Annotated in this window: 12 protein-coding genes (1 of these 12 running past the window's edge); 4 read left to right on the forward strand and 8 right to left on the reverse strand. The window is 58.6% G+C overall.

Going from position 1 to position 17,875, the window contains the following annotated elements; translation table 11 throughout:
- Together GRI69_RS13030 and GRI69_RS13035 are read left to right on the forward strand one after the other, a co-directional pair.
- Positions 1 to 1,078, forward strand: partial view of an ABCB family ABC transporter ATP-binding protein/permease gene (locus tag GRI69_RS13030; protein WP_160728714.1) — the 3' portion only. 743 nt of this gene lie to the left of the window's left edge; the window shows 1,078 of its 1,821 coding nt (coding positions 744–1,821); its start codon lies beyond the left edge, outside the window; the stop codon is at positions 1,076 to 1,078.
- A gap of 100 nt (positions 1,079 to 1,178) precedes the next feature.
- Positions 1,179 to 2,684: a SulP family inorganic anion transporter gene (locus GRI69_RS13035; protein ID WP_160728715.1), complete on the forward strand. Its 1,506-nt coding sequence runs from the start codon at positions 1,179 to 1,181 to the stop codon at positions 2,682 to 2,684.
- A gap of 459 nt (positions 2,685 to 3,143) precedes the next feature.
- Here the strand turns inward: GRI69_RS13035 and hslU are convergent, their stop codons facing one another.
- Genes hslU through GRI69_RS13050 form a run of 3 tightly spaced genes read right to left on the reverse strand, consistent with a single transcriptional unit; the run spans position 3,144 to position 5,545 of the window.
- On the reverse strand, positions 3,144 to 4,442 hold the full coding sequence (hslU, locus tag GRI69_RS13040; protein WP_160728716.1) for an ATP-dependent protease ATPase subunit HslU: 1,299 nt from the start codon (positions 4,440 to 4,442) through the stop codon (positions 3,144 to 3,146).
- Positions 4,443 to 4,462: 20 nt separating this feature from the next.
- Positions 4,463 to 5,023, reverse strand: coding sequence for an ATP-dependent protease subunit HslV (hslV, locus tag GRI69_RS13045; RefSeq protein WP_160728717.1), 561 nt, complete (start codon positions 5,021 to 5,023; stop codon positions 4,463 to 4,465).
- Positions 5,024 to 5,065: 42 nt separating this feature from the next.
- Positions 5,066 to 5,545 carry an outer membrane protein assembly factor BamE gene (locus GRI69_RS13050; protein WP_160728718.1) on the reverse strand — a complete coding sequence of 160 codons (480 nt, stop codon included), beginning with the start codon at positions 5,543 to 5,545 and terminating at the stop codon, positions 5,066 to 5,068.
- 174 nt (positions 5,546 to 5,719) lie between these two features.
- Between GRI69_RS13050 and GRI69_RS13055 the strand changes: the two genes are divergently transcribed.
- Both GRI69_RS13055 and GRI69_RS13060 read left to right on the forward strand, forming a co-directional pair.
- Positions 5,720 to 6,238 carry a ubiquinol-cytochrome C chaperone family protein gene (locus GRI69_RS13055; RefSeq protein ID WP_160728719.1) on the forward strand — a complete coding sequence of 173 codons (519 nt, stop codon included), beginning with the start codon at positions 5,720 to 5,722 and terminating at the stop codon, positions 6,236 to 6,238.
- Positions 6,235 to 6,768, forward strand: coding sequence for a YceD family protein (locus tag GRI69_RS13060; protein WP_160728720.1), 534 nt, complete (start codon positions 6,235 to 6,237; stop codon positions 6,766 to 6,768). The genes GRI69_RS13055 and GRI69_RS13060 overlap by 4 nt, the downstream gene beginning before the upstream one ends.
- 94 nt (positions 6,769 to 6,862) lie before the next feature.
- On the opposite strand, the gene GRI69_RS13065 is transcribed toward GRI69_RS13060, so the two are convergent.
- From GRI69_RS13065 to GRI69_RS13085, 5 genes are all read right to left on the reverse strand, one after another.
- On the reverse strand, positions 6,863 to 13,369 hold the full coding sequence (locus GRI69_RS13065) for a peroxidase family protein (RefSeq protein WP_160728721.1): 6,507 nt from the start codon (positions 13,367 to 13,369) through the stop codon (positions 6,863 to 6,865).
- 423 nt (positions 13,370 to 13,792) lie between these two features.
- Positions 13,793 to 14,428, reverse strand: a complete 636-nt coding sequence (locus GRI69_RS13070; RefSeq protein ID WP_160728722.1) for a response regulator transcription factor — start codon at positions 14,426 to 14,428, stop codon at positions 13,793 to 13,795.
- Between the two features lie 337 nt (positions 14,429 to 14,765).
- Positions 14,766 to 15,491, reverse strand: coding sequence for an SCO family protein (locus GRI69_RS13075; RefSeq protein WP_160728723.1), 726 nt, complete (start codon positions 15,489 to 15,491; stop codon positions 14,766 to 14,768).
- Positions 15,488 to 16,519: a copper oxidase gene (locus GRI69_RS13080; RefSeq protein ID WP_160728724.1), complete on the reverse strand. Its 1,032-nt coding sequence runs from the start codon at positions 16,517 to 16,519 to the stop codon at positions 15,488 to 15,490. Before GRI69_RS13080 ends, GRI69_RS13075 begins: the two co-directional genes overlap by 4 nt.
- Before the next feature lie 24 nt (positions 16,520 to 16,543).
- The gene (locus GRI69_RS13085) at positions 16,544 to 17,695 is read right to left on the reverse strand and encodes a multicopper oxidase domain-containing protein (RefSeq protein WP_160728725.1); all 1,152 of its coding nucleotides are present in this window, start codon (positions 17,693 to 17,695) and stop codon (positions 16,544 to 16,546) included.
- Positions 17,696 to 17,875 lie beyond the last annotated feature (180 nt).

Genomic DNA, 17,875 nt, shown 5'->3' on the forward strand with positions numbered 1-17,875 from the left:
GGCGCGCGCCTATAGCGAGGCGGCGATCAAGTCCGACGCGTCACTCGGCATGCTCAATATCGCGCAGGCTTTCATAACCGGCGGCCTCATGGCCGGGGCCATGGCCTATACGGTATGGGGCTGGAGCCGCGGGGAATTGACGGTGGGCGATCTCGTTTTCGTGAACACCTATCTCGTCCAGCTCTTCCGACCGCTCGATCTGCTTGGGTTCGTATATCGCACTATTCGTCAGGGACTGGTCGACATGGCCGAGATGTACCGGCTGATCGATGCACCGGTAGAAGTCGAAGACGCGCCGGGCGCCCCTGCGCTGATTGTGAAACGCCCCTCGATCATCTTCGACAATGTCGTTTTCGGCTACGAGCCGGAACGCACCATTCTTCACGGCCTCACCTTCGAAGTCCCGGCCGGTAGCCACGTGGCCATCGTTGGTCCGTCCGGTGCGGGCAAAAGCACGATCGCGCGGCTGCTGTTCCGCTTCTACGATCCGCAGAAGGGCCGCATCCTGATCGACGGGCAGGATATTTCGCGGGTGGCGCAGCAAAGCCTTCGGTCCCACATCGGCATCGTCCCCCAGGACAGCGTCCTGTTCAACGATACGATCGGCTATAACATCGCCTATGGCCGCGAGGATGCGAGCGTCGAAGATATCGAGCGCGCATCCCGCGCTGCATCGATCATGCCGTTCATCGAACGCCTGCTCGACGGCTTCGAGACCGAGGTGGGAGAACGGGGTCTGAAATTGTCCGGCGGCGAGAAGCAGCGCGTCGCCATTGCGCGGACGCTGGTCAAGGATCCACCCATCCTCCTGCTCGACGAGGCGACCAGCGCTCTCGACAGCCGGACCGAGCAGGACATCCTGCGCACGCTTCACAAAGTGAGCGAACACCGCACCACCCTCGCCATCGCGCATCGTCTGTCCACCATCGCCGATGCCGACCGCATCCTCGTGCTCGACCACGGACGGCTAGCCGAAACGGGGACGCATCGGGAGCTGTTGAGGAAAGGCGAGCTCTATGCCGAGATGTGGGCGCGCCAGCAGGCGGAGGAAAGCGAAGAAGAGACGGCTCCTACCTGAAATTCCCCTCCGGCTTGTGGTGCAGTGCACAATCGCTAAAGAGGAGCGGATTTTTGCGGGCCCCTGCCCGCCTCTTCCTTTTCAAGGCCGGATAGCTGCAATGCCCAACCTCGATACGGTCAAACGCGATTGGTTCTCCAACGTCCGTGCAGACATCCTCGCCGGGATCGTCGTGGCGCTGGCGCTGATCCCCGAAGCCATCGGCTTCTCCATCATCGCCGGTGTCGATCCGCGGGTGGGCCTGTACGCCTCGGTCGCGATCGCCATGGTCATCGCTTTCACCGGCGGCCGTCCGGGCATGATCAGCGCCGCGACCGCCGCGGTCGCCGTGGTCGTGGTGCCTCTGGTCCGCGATCACGGGGTCGAATATCTCTTCGCAGCGACGATCCTGATGGGTGTATTCCAAGGCATTGCGGCACTCCTGCGGCTCGACCTGTTGATGCAGTTCGTTTCGCGCTCGGTCATCACCGGTTTCGTCAACGCGCTCGCCATACTCATCTTCATGGCACAGCTGCCGCAGCTGGATCCCACGGCCAGCGGCATCGGCTGGATGACCTATACGATGGTGATTGCCGGCCTCGCCATGATATACATTATTCCACGCTTCACGACGGCCCTGCCCAGCCCGTTGATCGCCATCATCATACTGACTGCGCTGACCATCTGGCTGGATGCGCCGGTCAACACGGTGTCCGACATGGGCGAGCTTCCCGAAGGCCTGCCCTACTTCATGCTGCCCGATGTGCCGCTGACGTGGGAGACGCTGGCCATCATCGCACCCTATTCTGCGACCATGGCGGCGGTCGGCCTGCTCGAATCGCTGCTGACCGCGCAGATCGTCGACGACATGACGCACACCGGCTCGAACAAGCGCCGCGAGAGCGCTGGCCAGGGGGTTGCGAATATTGCCGCAGCCCTGGTCGGCGGCATGGGCGGCTGCGCAATGATCGGCCAGTCTGTCATTAACGTGACAAGCGGAGGCCGCGGGCGTCTTTCGACATTCACTGCGGGCCTTTCGCTGCTTATCCTGCTCGCCGTGCTCGGCGGGCTTGTCGGCCAGGTTCCCATGCCCGCGCTGGTGGCGATCATGATCATGGTTTCGATCGGGACCTTTTCCTGGAATTCGATCCCCAATCTGTCCAAGCATCCCTGGCAGTCGAGCGTGGTCATGCTCACCACAGTTGTGGTCGTGGTGGCGACGCACAATCTTGCTTTGGGCGTGCTTGCAGGTGTCGTCCTTTCGGGCGTGTTCTTTACTCACAAGGTAATGACGATGTTCGAGGTCGTGCGCGAACGCCATGGCGAGACAGCGATCTACCGGGCAAAGGGCCAGATCTTCTACGCCAGCGTCGAGCGCTTCGAAGCCGCACTAGGCCCTGAAAGCATCCTGCCGGATCCGGCCGACCACGTAATCATCGATGTCAGCAAGGCACACTTCTGGGACATTTCCGCGGTGGGCGCGTTGGACAAGGTCGTCGAACGCATGCGGAGGAACGGTCGCAGCGTCCAGGTTCGCGGGCTCAACCGGGCCAGCAGCGACCTTGTCGACAAGTTCGCACTGACCGACAAGACCGGGGTCGAGATCGGGCTGGCGCCCCATCCTTGAATTATAAAGAAGGTGGCCAACGAGCGATCATCGCCCTTGGAAAGTTTGGGGACGTTCGGCAAATCCGTAGCGTTACCGTTCGGAACAGCCGGAGCGTCCCCGACACCCATTTAGGGCAGCAAGTTTTCAGAAACTCCCTAGAAACGGGGTAACCCCAAGGTTAATTTCCATGGTTAATTTGTTTATCAGATTGGTCGCAGCACGAAGTTTGATCGAGGTGAGGAAACAATTAAGGAGACATTTCCAATCATATCGAGCCATGCAACGTGGCACACGACCGGCCTATCAATCGTCGCGATCCCAAGCCTACAACGTGGTCCTACAGCGGCATAAGGACAGCAAACGCAGTGGCGCAAAGGCCCTCGATCATCTCGGGATTGGGGTATAAGCGCGCAAATAGGGCGCTGAATTCTTCCATCCGGCCTGCATCGCAGAAACGGGGCGAACCGATCCGCTAATCTACAGGATATACTTACTCAGATCCGCGTCACCTGCGAGATCGTCGAGCCGTTCGCGCACATAGGCGGCGTCGACGGTGATCGTCTCGCCCTTATGCTCCTCGGCTTCGAAGCTGATATCCTCGAGCAGGCGCTCCATAACCGTCTGCAGGCGCCGGGCACCGATATTCTCGACGCTTTCGTTCACGCGCGCGGCGATCTTCGCCACTTCGGTGATCGCCTCGTCGGTAATGACGAGTGTTACGTCCTCGGTCCCGATCAGCGCCGTGTACTGCTGCGGCAGGTTTGCCCGCGTCTCGGTCAGGATGCGGACGAAATCTTCTTCGGTCAGCGCGCGCAATTCGACGCGGATCGGCAGGCGGCCTTGGAGTTCGGGGAGCATGTCCGACGGTTTCGAGACGTGAAAGGCACCGCTGGCAATAAAGAGCACGTGATCGGTCTTCATCGGTCCGTATTTGGTGGCAACCGTGGTGCCTTCGATGAGCGGCAACAGGTCGCGCTGAACGCCTTCACGGCTTGCAGAGCCGCCGCGCACATCGCTGACGGCAATCTTGTCGATCTCATCCAGGAAGACGATGCCGTTGGTTTCCGCATTCTCCAGTGCGACGCGGTTCACATCGTCCTGATCCATGCGCTTTTCGGCCTCTTCTTCTACCAGCCGGTCCCAGGCTTCGGGGACCTTGAGCTTGCGCCGCTTGAGATTGGACTTGCCCATCGCCTTACCGAGCATGTCGCTGAGGTCGATCATGCCGACGTTGCCGGGCATGCCGGGAATTTCCATGTTGCCCGCAGGTTGGTCCTTGACCTCGATTTCGACCTCGGTGTCGTTCATCGCGTTCTGGACCACGCGTTCGCGGAAGGCCTCGCGTGTCGCCTCGCTGGCGTTCTCACCGACCAAGGCATTGAGGAGCCGTTCCATAGCCGCCTGGCTGGCGCTTTCGCGGACGGCCTCGCGGCGGCGTTCCTTCTCCAGCCGGATAGCTTCCTCGGCAAGGTCGCGCGCGATCTGTTCGACATCCCGGCCGACATAGCCGACTTCAGTGAACTTGGTCGCTTCTACCTTCACGAAAGGAGCTTCGGCGAGCTTCGCCAGCCGGCGGCTGATTTCGGTTTTGCCGCAACCGGTGGGGCCGATCATGAGGATGTTCTTGGGCGTTACTTCGTCACGCAAGTCGCGATCAAGTCGCTGGCGGCGCCAGCGGTTGCGCAGGGCCACGGCGACAGCGCGCTTGGCGTCCTTCTGGCCGATGATGTGTTCGTCAAGGGCGGCGACGATCGCCTTGGGGGTCAAATTGTCCATGAAATCTTTCAGACCGCTGTTTAGACGGTTTCTAGGGTCACATTGCCATTGGTGAAAACGCAAATTTCGGCGGCGACCTGCATCGCCTTGCGCGCGATAACCTCTGGATCGTCCTCATATTCGGAAATCGCCTTGGCAGCGGCGAGCGCATAGTTCCCGCCAGATCCAATCGCGGTAATCCCGCCTTCGGGTTCGAGCACGTCGCCATTGCCGGTTAGGACGAGAAGGTTTTCCTTGTCCGCCACGATCATCAATGCCTCGAGATTGCGCAGGTACTTGTCGGTGCGCCAGTCCTTGGTCAGTTCGACCGCGGCACGCAGCAGCTGCCCGCTATATTGTTCGAGCTTCTTTTCGAGCCGTTCGAACAGGGTGAAAGCGTCTGCCGTCGCACCTGCGAACCCGGCGACGACTTTGCCGCCCTCACCAATCCGGCGGACCTTGCGGGCATTGGGTTTCATTACCGTATTGCCCATGGAGACCTGCCCGTCCCCGGCAATGACGATCCGGTCGCCCTTACGAACGCCGATGATGGTGGTTCCGTGCCACTGGGTCAGCCCGTGGCGATTGTCCTGATCACTCATGCCGCGCGATATGGGGTGCGCGGAATTAGGGTCAAGACGCGCTCAGGTTCCGGGGCCGCCGGGACCGCCCTGTCCGCCGAGACCCGGCTGGCCGACCGTGCCGATATTGCCGAACAAGTCTTCGAGGAAGCCGCGTTCACGGCCCAGGGTAGGAGTCTCGTCGCCATCCGGCGTGAGATAGACCACCTGATCGAGCCCGGAACGCTCAGCCGACACGACATCACCGTCCGGACCGAACTTTACCGCCAGAACCTGATGCGCCTGGACGCGCGGGCGCACGAAAGGCTTACGACCCGTGGTCGAGGACACGTAATACCAGGTCGGATCGCCGAACTGGCTGGTGAAAGTCGGACGGCCAAGCGTCATTTCAACGCTGCGCTGGTTGTCGATCCCCGGCTGTACCGAGCTCAGCAAGACATTGTCGACGACATAGCCCCGCGATTCGCGGATCGAGGAGCACGCGCCCAGTGTCAGGCCGACTGCGACCATCAAGGTGGCACCAAGGATTTTCGTGGTCCTCATGGGAACTGCTTCAACTCCGTATCTCCGGCGCGCTTGGCCTGTGAGGCCTTGCGCCCTATATGCGCGAGCGAGGCCCTAAACCGCCGCGCCGCCGCTTGCAACGTGCGTGTTCTCGCGCGGTGGGGATGGCGATTTGAATTGCCGCTGAACGAACCGCAACGAAAGCACTTTCTCATGTCTCTTTTCGCCCGTCTATTCGGCACCCAGCCAAATCCGCGCGAGCAGTGGCGACCGCTCTGGCATACGATTGTGGAGCAGGCCCGCGAGCCGGACTGGTACCGCATGTGCGGTGTGGCTGACACGGTCGAAGGCCGCTTCGACATGATTACGCTGGTGCTGAGCCTGGTGCTGTTGCGGATGGAAAAGGACGAGGAGCTCGCCCCGCATACCTCGCTGGTTACCGAACTGTTCGTCGAGGATATGGAAGGCCAGTTGCGCGAGGCTGGGATCGGCGACCCCACGGTTGGCAAGAAGATCGGCAACCTCATGAGCAGCATGGGCGGACGCTTGGGTACCTACCGTCAAAGGCTGGCAGATGAGGACCGCGCCGCGCTGGCCGACGCTCTGAAGCGCAATGTCACCATGGCGCAGGAAGACGAAGCGGAAGCGCTGGCCGACCGTATGATAAGGCTGCACAAGCGGCTTGAGCGCACCGACGCAGAGCAGCTTCGGGCCGGGGAAATTGCCGCGTGACCGAGGGCAGAGAGCTTGTCCGGCTGGTGAAGCCGCGTGCCTTGCCAGCCGGCGCCTTGACCGTGGAAGCAAGCGAAGCGGAGTGTGCCGCGCTGGCGCAGCGGTTCAGTGTCACGGCCATCCATGCCCTGAAGGCAAAGGTCGACTTCGACGAGAAAGATGACGCCGTCCTGGTCGACGGCACGCTTACCGCGACGATCGAACAGCCCTGCGCCGTCACGCGCGACAGCCTGACCTATAAAGCTTCAGAGCCGTTTTCACTCTGTTTCGTGCCCGCAGGTCGAATGCCCGAATATGACGAGGACGCGGAATTCGAACTGTCCGAAGAGGATCTCGACGAGATCGAGTACGAGGGTGGAAGTTTCGACCTTGGCGAGGCGATTGCGCAGACCCTTGGTCTTGCCATCGACCCTTATCGCGAAGGCCCCGGCGCCGATGCATTGCGGGAAAAAGTTGGGATCGAAACCGACGAGGAAGCTCGTCCGACCGGACCTATGGCAGAGGCGCTCGCGGCGCTGAAGAAGGAATGAATTCGGTCAGGGGTCTCCGTACGAGACATACGATCGCCTCTTGCAACGTAGAAACCGGAGCCCAGGGCTTAGCCTGGGCTCCGGCAGGGCGACCTTAGAAAAGGAAGGTCTCGAAGATCATGTCTTCGAAGGGGGCAGTCTCCGCAATTCCAAAATCGTCCCTTGGTTGATGGGTAGGCGAGAGCCCGAATGGGCTGCCGGCGCTTTCATTGAAAGCCTGATTGATAGGTCGTTCCCATGCGACCAAATCAAACTCTCCGTTGAATCTCCCACCTCGCATCCCGAAGTCGAACCAATCTGAGAAACCTCCGAAGAGTTCGTATTTCGGCGTCCAGTCCTCGAAGCCGTCGACAAGCTCGCGAACCGGGCGGTTGAACAGCGCATCCTCACCTTCCGGGAACAGTATGGTGTCCTGAGGCCGTATAGTCCCGATTACCTGATCGAATCCTTGGCTTGCATCGAACACGAGGCGGTGGCCCGAGCTAAGTTGGCTGATATCGACCGTATCGTTCCCGGAACCTCCGTTCACCGTGATGGTGTTGAGATCGAGGCTGGTAGAATTGAAGTTCCCGACAACGGTAATCGATGCGCCGCTAGCGGTAGGCCCGCCATTCACGCCGCCGCCCGAAGCGACATCTACCGAGTCGATCACGATCTCCTCGATATTGTCGAGTTCGGCGATGATCGAGGCATTGTCCGATCCATTGAGGGTCACCACGATCTCGGTATTCCCGGCCAGTCCCGTCATGCCCGCGGCGATTGCTTCGCTCCGGGTATAGATGGTGTAATCCTCACCAGCACCGGCATTGAGCTGCCAGGTATCGATTCCGGCGCCGCCGTTGATCCAGTCGCGGCCATCGGTGGCCCCCGTCTGGACGATGGTGTCGTTACCGGCACCGCCCTGGATTACGTCGTTACCGGCCCCGCCGACGATTGTATCGTCACCAGCAAGGCCCCAGAGCCGGTCGTCGCCAGCACCACCATTCAAGGTGTTTGCGCCGGAGTTGCCCCATAGCGTATTGGCGATTTCATTGCCGGTTAGCTGGAGATTTCCAGTCCCCTTGGCGAACATTACTTCGACTTCCACACCGGCGGCGAGGACGTAATTCGCGCCCGAATATATCCGGTCAAAACCTTCCCCTGCCGCTTCCAGGACGATGTCGCCGGCGCTGTTGACGTGGAAGACATCATTTCCTAGCCCGCCACTGACGGTATCGTTACCTCCGCCGCCATCCATGAAGTCGTCCCCTGCTCCGCCCTGAAGGTTGTCGTTCCCTCCCTGACCGCGAAGCGTATCGTTTCCATCGCCACCGATGAGGGTATCTGCTCCGGCCAGACCAGCCAGAGTGTCGTCACCTCCACCTCCGTCGAGCGTGTTGGCTCCGGCGTTACCGCGGATGAAGTTCGCAAATTCATTACCCGTCAGCGAGAGATTGTTGGCACCTTTCGCAAACATCATTTCGACTTCCGAGCCGGCCACAAGAACGTAGTTTACAGAGGAGTAGAGCCGATCGGCATCGCCCTCGCCGACAGCTTCCAGCACCACATCAGCTACGTTGTCGACATGATGGGTATCGTTTCCAAGCCCGCCTGTCGAATTGTCGGCTCCTACTCCGCCCCAAAGGACGTCGTCGCCTACGCCGCCAAAGAGCGTGTCATCGCCGGCAAGCCCGCGAAGCTCGTCATTACCCGAGCCTCCGTCGAGAATGTTGGCGCCGGAATTACCCCATAAGGTATTTCCGAACTCATTGCCGGTTAGCGAGAGGTCGTCAGCGCCCCTTGCAAACATGATCTCGACTTCGGACCCTGCGGTCAGAACATAGTTGACGGAAGAGTAGACTCGGTCTGCATTGCCCTCACCCACAGCCTCGACGACGATATCATTCACGCTCTCGACATGGTGCGTGTCGTTGCCAAGCCCACCGATGGTCGTATCGTTACCGGTGTAGCCACTAAGCAGGTCATCTCCACCGCCGCCGATGAGCAAGTCATTACCGGCAAAGCCAAGCAATTCTTCGCCAAATGCGCTTCCGACTGCAATATCGTCACCATCGGTGCCGATGAAGTTCGTCGCAACTGCCGCCTCCCAATTGGCACCGACAGGCGCGGTTGAGGGCGTGACGACCGAACCCGTGAAACCAAGGCCGTCGACATAGTTGAACGAGGCCCTGACCATCAGACCGGCCTGCGCGCCGAAGGTGGTGCCTGGCAGGTCTTCCGGCGTAAACTCGTTGCCTGTAGCCCCCGGAATGTCGGTCCAGTCGACACCATTGGCAGACTGCTGCCACTGGATCGTCGCAGACGCGATCCCGTTGCTGGCGGCAATCGTGCTGACATCAACAGTGAGTGCCTGACCTTCCGTGGGGGTCATGTCATCCAATGTCGCTGCCCCGGTGATTGTCGGGTTAAGCGTCGAAACATCGATCGTCTGATCGGCAAACTGCAGGAATTCGACGTTGCGAACAGTATCCATCCCATCCGAAAGGCGTGCTCGACCAGTAAATGGATCGATCACTCCATCAGTCGGGGTGATATGTGTGACCAGCAGGCCACCTCCTGGCGCAGCGGTGATCTGATAGTTGGCAAAATCATCGTAGAATACTGCGGTATCTACATCGCCGTTCTCACCGTCGTCCACGATCTCGCGGACGATGTGCATTTGTCCTGGTGACACCGTCCCATCGATCAGGTGCGCGCTCAATGGCTTGGTTACACCGTCAATCGTTACGATATTCCGCAAGCTAGTGACCGTAGCAATTTCGTTCTCGCCGCCCTGTTCGGTGATGCTGATGCGGACATGAAGACGCAGGTCGCCGTCGATGATGTCGTCACCACCGCGACCTTCGATGAAGTCGCTGCCCCCACCGCCGAACAGGATGTTCCCCGAGTCGAACACCACCTCATCATCCGGCGCATCGCCGCGTGGTGCCAGACCCAGCGCTTCGCGCAAGCCATCGATCCGATCGACACCCGCCTGAGTCAGTTCGTGACCTTCCATGTCGACTTCTGGATCCACGACATCCGTAGTGCCGCGATCGTCGCCGCGCAGGATGTCGTTGTGATCCGACCCCGAAAGTGCTTCCACTTGGTCGAACCGGTTGCGCAGCACATCCGCCTGGTCATTGACGAAGATGCTCACCGTCATGTCTGCATTGGCCGACACCGGGCTCCCCTGATGGCTTGCCCAGTCGAATCCACTCATGCCCTCGTTGCGCATAACGCTGACACCCTGGACCATGATGTCATCGCCGGCTTCCGCATCGAAATCGTTTTCATCGGCACCCGCGAACATCACGTCGTGGCCAATGATCGTCGAGTTGAAGAACAGTTCCGAATTGTCGCCGGAGATAACGTCGAAGCCGCCGCCGCCTTCGATCCAGTCATTGCCCTCGTTGCCCATCAGGCCGTCACCATCGTCACCGCCAAGGATGAAGTCGTCACCTTCACCGCCGAAGACTTCGGTCAGATCGACACCGACAATGAAGGCGTCCTTGCCATCTCCACCCATCAAAATGTCAAGACCATTGGAATTGGCGATTACGTCGTCGCCATCTTCACCCTTTATGAAGTCTCCGCTGTCGCCACTGTCGGTGATAATATCGTTACCGGCACCGCCAAGAATGAGATCCACACCCTGGCCGCCCTCAATCCGGTCGTTGCCAAGACCGCCCCAAATACCGTCATCGCCAGCGCCGGATATGATCGTGTCATCTCCGTCGGTGCCGTTGATGGCAATATGTTCGTCGCCAATGAACTTGATGTAGTTCGTTTCGACACCAGGAGTGGCGAGATCGTCGCGTTGGACCAGGGTCTGGCCGATGGCATTCAGTATCGGATCATCATGTTGAGGATCCGGCCCCACCTGCTTCGAAGGATCCACATGAAGGATATAATCCGGCATAGCGAAGGCATCGACGTGACCGTGGAAGTTTAGGATATCGTCAGCCGTCCCGCGAATACCGTCAGCCCCCGCATCTGCCATGTCGGTATTGGCCAAGATGAGCTTGGAAAACGCGTTGTTTTCTAGCTCGTTGAGTAGATTGAGCCCTTGCGTTCGAGTCAAATAATAGAATCGGTCGTTATCTTGCAGGATCTCCATCTGGGCTTCGAAGACGGCGTTGAAGGTGGCCCCGAGGAACCCCCCGAACAACATCGGCGCTTCCGCAAGGCCGCCCACCCAGAAATCAATGTCATTGACCCCGGTTTCTGCGGCAGGTCCATTGAGGAAAGCCAAGCGGTCTGCAGTTTGCTGGGCTGTCTCGCCCACGGCACCAAGGACGAGGTCGGTCGCAGCCGCCCTGCGATCTTCCACATTGTCGCCAGCGTCGATGATCGATTGATGCGTGCCGTATGCCGCAATGAAATTTATCACTGACAGAGGGTTCTTCAAATTCTCTGCGAACTCCGCCCAGCTACCGTAAGGTGCTACGAAGGTCGAACCCGTGGCGTCGAAGAGTTGGGCCCGCGCTTCGTTCAATGTCGGCATCCCGGTATCGCGGCCGCGAGCGATATTGATCGCAGCGAGGTCCAGCGGAAGGCCGAGAAGGTTGTTGCGCAGCGCATCGGTGACGAATTCATCGATATGGTTGCCGTGCTCGCGGCTCAGGCCGCGAAAGATTGCACCCGCAGCCTGATCCGCCGTGATTGCGCCATCCAGGTCGTAATCGACCGGGTTCAGGAAGGCTTCGATCAAGCCCATGTTGTTGCCCCAGGCCGACATATCGGTGACAGGAGTCTCGTTCCCGAACTCGTCGTAGAAGACAGGCTCCCCAGCATCGTTCAGGAACATTCGATTCACATCTTCGGTCAGCATGGAATGACCGAAGCGATAGACGACGTGGGCGAACTCGGCGAAGATCGCCGGGTCGATATCGGTCGTAGTATTGAAGACGAAGGGATCGATGTTCGGCTGAAGCTTCCGGCCGAACTCCTCGAAAACGAGGTGCTGGTATTGCATCTCCGTCGCGAACTTCGCCACTTGGAACAACCGTTCGCCATCCCAGTCGAGCATCGCACCATAAGCGGCGAGCTGTGCGTCGCTCATGCTGCCCAGTCCGCTGACTTCGGGCTGAGTCAGGTCGATATCGAGCCATTCATTGATGAACTCAAGATCGCCGGACTTCAGGATTTCGACCTTGTTAGCCTCGACCTGCCGGTTGTGTTCGGAATGGAAGACGTGGTGAACCGCGGTAAGCGCAATGTTTTCGTTGCCGCGCCCGTCACCGGTAATGAAATGGCGGTCCAGAAGCTCATCATCGTACTCGAGGTTTTCGCCCCTCGTGCCAACAGGAACCGAATTGCCGGTAAGCGTGTCCGCATCGGCAGCTAGCGATCCATCTGCGTTGAAGACCGGAACCGCATTGTGCGCGATGTCGTCCAAGAATGCATGAGCTGTTCGAACAGCATAGGCGTAAATTCCGCCATCGGCTGGTTCTGCATCACCCGGCATCAACAGTTGTACGGGATTATCCGGCGTACCGCTCACAAAAGCGTTAGGGACGCCGTTTTCATCGAACCCGACGACTACCTGAGCGAAACCGTTCTCATCCGGAATGAAATTTCCGTACGGATCCGAAAGTATCAGGGGAATCCCGCCGATATCCGCGTCGGTCAGCTCGATACCGAGCATCTCGAGCGCCTGCGCCTTTATGTCGGCCCAAGTGGCGAGTCCGCCGCTGGAACCTTCGAGCAGATGGCCCGTGGCCTGCGGCGCACCATCGACAATCTCGTACTCGCGCATGAAAATCTGCTTCGATGCGTGTGAGCCATAGGTCTGGTTCTGGTCGACAAAAGGAGTCGTCGTGTTCACGGTCTCGCCGTTTTCGTCGATCTGCGCACGGGTCATCGCCATGAAGTTCGTCCGGCCGTCGTCGGCTGTGAACGGAATTCCGTCAAAGCCAGCGTCGAACAGCGGGTCATCCGGCTGCAAAGGGATGTAGACCGTACCATTATCGGCCTTCGGGATAAGATCGAGGCCGTGATCGAAGAACTGGCCGAAATAGGTCATCCAGGCATTGAAGGGTGCAGACAGGCCTTCGTCCGGAGCACTATTGGGAATCATCAGGGTGTCGCCCTGCATCGACAGTCCATAGGTTTCTGCCAAGGCGACAAAGTCTTCAAATGTATTGATCGCCGGATCGGCTTCATGAGCATTCCAGGCAGCGTTCAACGCCTGAACTGCAGCCATTACGTCGCCTTCATATCCCGTTTGCGTGAGCGCTGCGGAAATTGCAGCAGGATTGCCTGCGGTCTGGTCGACGATCAGATTTGAAATGATGCGTGGGTCGACATCGGCTACGTCGCCTGCTGCCCCGTAATCGTTGTTCGTAATGGTCATGCCAGGACCGAACGACATTGTGTCGCCGTCCTGGTCATTACGATAGTACTGCGTGAACATGCGCGGCAGGATCTCGTCCGCCGCGCCCCAGCGCTCGCGCCCCTCGACCAGGTTGTTGTAACTGCCGTCCACCGTTCGGAGACCGTAGGGGAGATGATAGTTGCCGATGATGTCGACTAGGCTCTCACCAGCGGCATGGCGCTCGGCGATCTTGATCTGGTCAAGAATGAACTTCAGGTCGTGAAGGTTGAGCTTAACAGCCATTGTACTTCCCCCTAAAAATGGCGGCGGAAGGACAAACTCTCATGGGCGCAAAAGCGCACACTGCCTAAAGCATCATGAAATCCCTCCGCGCCCGTTTATCACGAAATGAGTCTTTCGTGGATTGATGAGAGATATTCATACTGTTTGCTAAATTAGTCTACACGCATGATGGATTAATTCGTAACGCCAATTGTACATAGTGCAAAATCTATATCTTTACTCTAAAGTATATAGATAGATCGGCATATGATCCGAAATGCACCTGAATCTACAGGAAAGGTAGCGCGCGGAGCGTCCATATCCGTCGAAAATCAGTGACCTGAAATTGGAAAAAACCATCCGCCCCGTCGCGAGCCCGGAGATCGCCAGTCCTCGATTACATCGCCACTAATCTAGCGTGGACCTTGCGAGGTAAATCTAACGTCAAGCAGCTACTGGAGAATGCCCTCGGTCACGCAGGACCGAGACCGCCGCGACACGATTGTGCACGCCTAGAGCGCGATACGCCGCGTTTACATGGACCTTTACCGTACCCTCACAGATACCCAGCTCCCTGGCGATTTCCTTATTGGATTTACCCGCCGCCATGACGGTCAAGACTTTGCGTTGCTGACGCGTAAGAGCACCGGCAGGGGCCGCCTCCAATCCGCAATCGGAACTGGTTTCGCCGAGCTTCGAAAGATAAGGTCGGCCTTCGGAGATCGCGGCAATTGCATCCAGGATCTCTGCAGCGGTGCACGATTTATCAACATACCCCATTACGCCGACATCCAGATATTCTGAAACGATCTCGCGCGTCACCACGTCGAACAAGACGCAGACCTTCAGGCTAGGGTGGTCTTGCAGAATTTTACTCAAACCGTCTGGCCCATTCAGACCAGGCAAATGAATGTCGACGATGGCGATGTCGGAACTTTCATCCGGAATCGCAGCGGCAAGTTCTGAGAAACTGGTGGCATCCCCAATCGGCTCGCGGAATCCCCCATCCCTGAGAACTGCTCTCAAACCTATACGGCTCAAGCTATCGCTATCCGCGACAACAATCGAAAAGAACGTCATTATCCTGCCCCTAAGCGTCGAAACACAGAGGCGACCCCACCTATCGGTGCAGCAGCTGATTACATATTTGGGTGTATCAGCATGTCTTGCAGTATTGATTATGGCCTAAGCATACCAAAGCTGACCGATTCCAACAACACGCTTGAGGCGGTTTCAAACTATCTCGGAATTTCATTGCTTTACTTGAAACAGAAGCGGTCTTGCTTGGCGGGTTCGGGCGAATCGACACCGAGAACGTATTGGTTTTCTTCGCAATAATCCTCTGCCAAGCAGCTATGTCGGCGTTGCCTTTTTTGTCACAACCGCGCGGAATTCCGCGTCACCGAAACGAAAAACGTTACGCAGCGCTCCCGCAGGCGCCCCGCAAATAGCGTCGCTTCGCTGCAGCAAAATCGATTGCGGCACGTTCGACTCGGTCGAGTTCCCGCACGAGTGATACCAGCGCTCGCGCGCCGATATCGTGATAGCCGTAGGCAGCGACGAAGGTATCGCGCCCGAGGAGGTAGATCATCGAACTGTGATTAATGCTCATGGCCTCCTCCCCCGGTCGCGCCGTCGTGTGTTCACGCAGCACATGATAGGCCATGGTCGCTTGGGCCAGCTGCACCCGATTGCCGGTGAGCACATCGATTTGTCCTGAGTGTCTGTCGAAAAGGTCCGACTGAGCCATGCGCATGGACCAGTTGTAGGAATGCCGGTGTTCCTCACCAGTCCTTTTGATCGGCTGCGGAGCGGTGACAGGGTGCGTCTCGATGTCGACAAACGCTGCCCGCGCCGGAAATCCGGCCGCTCGTAACTCGCTGGCCGCTTGTGCCAGGACCGGCGCGGCGGCCCGGCACGAGCCCATGCACCTGCTGTATCCGAAATACAGCATCGTCCAGCGGCCAAGGAAATAGGACTGATCGATCTTTCGCCCCCGCCAGTCAGTGAAATCGAAATATCCGCCCATCTCGTCGGGCGCGACCTGCGCAGCGCCGTAGACAATGTCCGATTTCTCAAGCGCCGACCGCTGCGATTCCGGAACGATGTAGGATTCGGAGATGCGTATTGCCGAATGTCTCATGTCACCCTCACCTTCGCCTTGAGCTGGCCCTTGCCGTTGTCGTGTACCTTGTTAGTGATCCAGTGCCGGAACTGCATGAAGACCGGGAAGTGGCCAGTCTTTGTCGGCTCCACGATGATGTCGTACCGCTGCGCCGTGACCAACTCGAGCACGGTATTAGCAGGTACCCGCCGCGTAGTGGGGCACCATGTTTCACGGCCCCATGAATGCCCATCAGCTGCGACGATCTCGATGGGGCAGGTGAACTTCACTCGCAGGATTGTATAGCTGGCATTCAGAAGACGGATGAGGACACGCTCGCCGACCTGCGCCTTTATAAGGGTGGTGGGGTCATAGTGGGCACGGTTCCCCCATACTCCCGACAGCATGAAGTACTTCGGCTCGTAGCGGTTCAGGCCTACGTCCAGTCCGCACAGGCCGGCGTCGTGATCCTGGATAAGATGCCATCGCGGATCTACCGCATGGGCCACCCAGGTCATCTCCGAATCGTAGGTCGGGCCATCTTCGTACAGTCGCTTCTTGCCGTCGCCCTGATCGGGCGCCTCCACAATAAGCGGTCCCCACATGCCCAGTTCGAAGTGCAGTGCCGTGTTGCGGTGGCAGTGATAGAAAAAGGATCCGGCCCGCGCAGGCTGCCACTGATAAGTGTAGCCATCACCCACCTCGAAAGACACGTGGCCGACACCGTCGTTGGCAGTGGTCGGTTCGATACCGTGATGATGGATCGTATGGGGGCCGGTCGAAGTGGTGAGATGGGTATGGACGATCTGACCTTGCGTTACCCGGATTTCAGGAGCCGGGTGGGTCACACGCTGATTCGGCGCTGCCGGGTCGGTATCCCGGAACGTCCAGAACCTGATCCTGCGCCCGTCAGGTGCGATTCTGTCCAGCTTCTCCGCGCCCTCGCGATAGATATGGACGTCCGGTTCGAGGCGATCCGGTGTTTGCGGATCGGCCTTGAATACGTCGCAGCCGAAGGTCGAATAGGTGATCTCCTCACCGAAAGCCGTGTCTTCCCAATCGAACATGTTCTGCTCCATTCCCCAGGCCGCTCAGAGCGGATCCGTCATTTGCCAGTGTGTGACAGCGCCCTGCGGGTAGTTCCCCCCACCAGCTGTCTGTGAAAGTTCGAAATGGCAGTGCATCACATAGCGCAGGGGAAAGGGCTCCTCGACCGGTGGCCAGCGATCCAGCGGGATATCGGGCGGCCGTTCGAACGGCAGGAGGAGTTCGGCACGCTGCAGGGGCAAAAGCTCCCACGTGTCGTGTTCGTAGATGTTGCTGCTTATTTCGGTCCGAAATTTGTAGTCCGAACGCGCCAGCTCGAAGCAATGGTTGCCATGTATGTGGCACGCATGGGTGGCGAGGCCGGCATTGATGCATCGCAGCAGGCAAGGTTCGCCCTGCTTTCCGGATGGCATGATCCGCCCGGCCCTGCCGTCGTGTGCAGCATTGCCATCCTCGAGGTGATGGTTTGCCGTGTCGAATCCTGACAGCCCATTTATCGTAAAATAGCGGGGCAGGAAGTTGTCAGGGATCGAGGCGGGATCCACCAGTTCGCCTGCTGCAACGCGCTCGTTCAATGTCGGATCGACCTGTGAAAAGATCCAGAGCTTTTCACGCCTGAGATCGCCCGCCCTCCACCTGTCCCCGGGAAAGCGGGGATGGTTGCCGAAAGCGTCGAACAGGGCCTGCAATTGTGGATTATGATCGGCCACGGAATATGGCGTTTCGGAACCTGCAGGAGTCTTCCCGTCGCCCTCCGGTTCCACGATGAACGCGCCATGCAAGCCCATCAAGCGGTTCAGTTGGCCCTTGTAGTGATCGAGATAAAGGTAGGTCCCCCCGTTCGGGGCAGTGAAGGTCGTCGTCCCGGTCTGTCCGGGCTGCATCGTATGAATGTACGATCCGGCAACCCCGCGAATGATGAAACCATGCGGCTGGCTGTCGTTATTGGTCACGGTAACGGTGATCTGCTTACCTTCCCGCACACGCATTTCAGGGCTCGGATTGTCGAAACCGTGAAAGTACTGCAGCGTATAGACCATCGTACCGTCGATCATTTCGGCATTGGCCGGAGCGATCGTAAGTTCGAAATTCGTTTCGGTTGTGGTCGAGTTCGCCCGACTGGGTGTCGGTGACAGACCTATGGTTGCAATCGTGCCGCCAACGGCACTCAGCTGCAAAAAACGTCTTCTCTTCATAATGCCTACCCCTGAGAATTTTGGGGGCCGGCCGGAGAATTCTTCTGTGTTACCCGCGAATTACGGGCCGCAACCTCGTTCCAGCCAAGCCGGACCTTCTTCGTGCGGGGAAATCATTCAGTCACGATCCCTGTTTTGCCCCTACCGCCTGCAATCAATGTTGCAGATGGTGTATAAATA

This window comes from Qipengyuania vulgaris, from assembly GCF_009827325.1.
In the GTDB taxonomy this organism is placed as follows: Bacteria; Pseudomonadota; Alphaproteobacteria; order Sphingomonadales; family Sphingomonadaceae; genus Qipengyuania; species Qipengyuania vulgaris.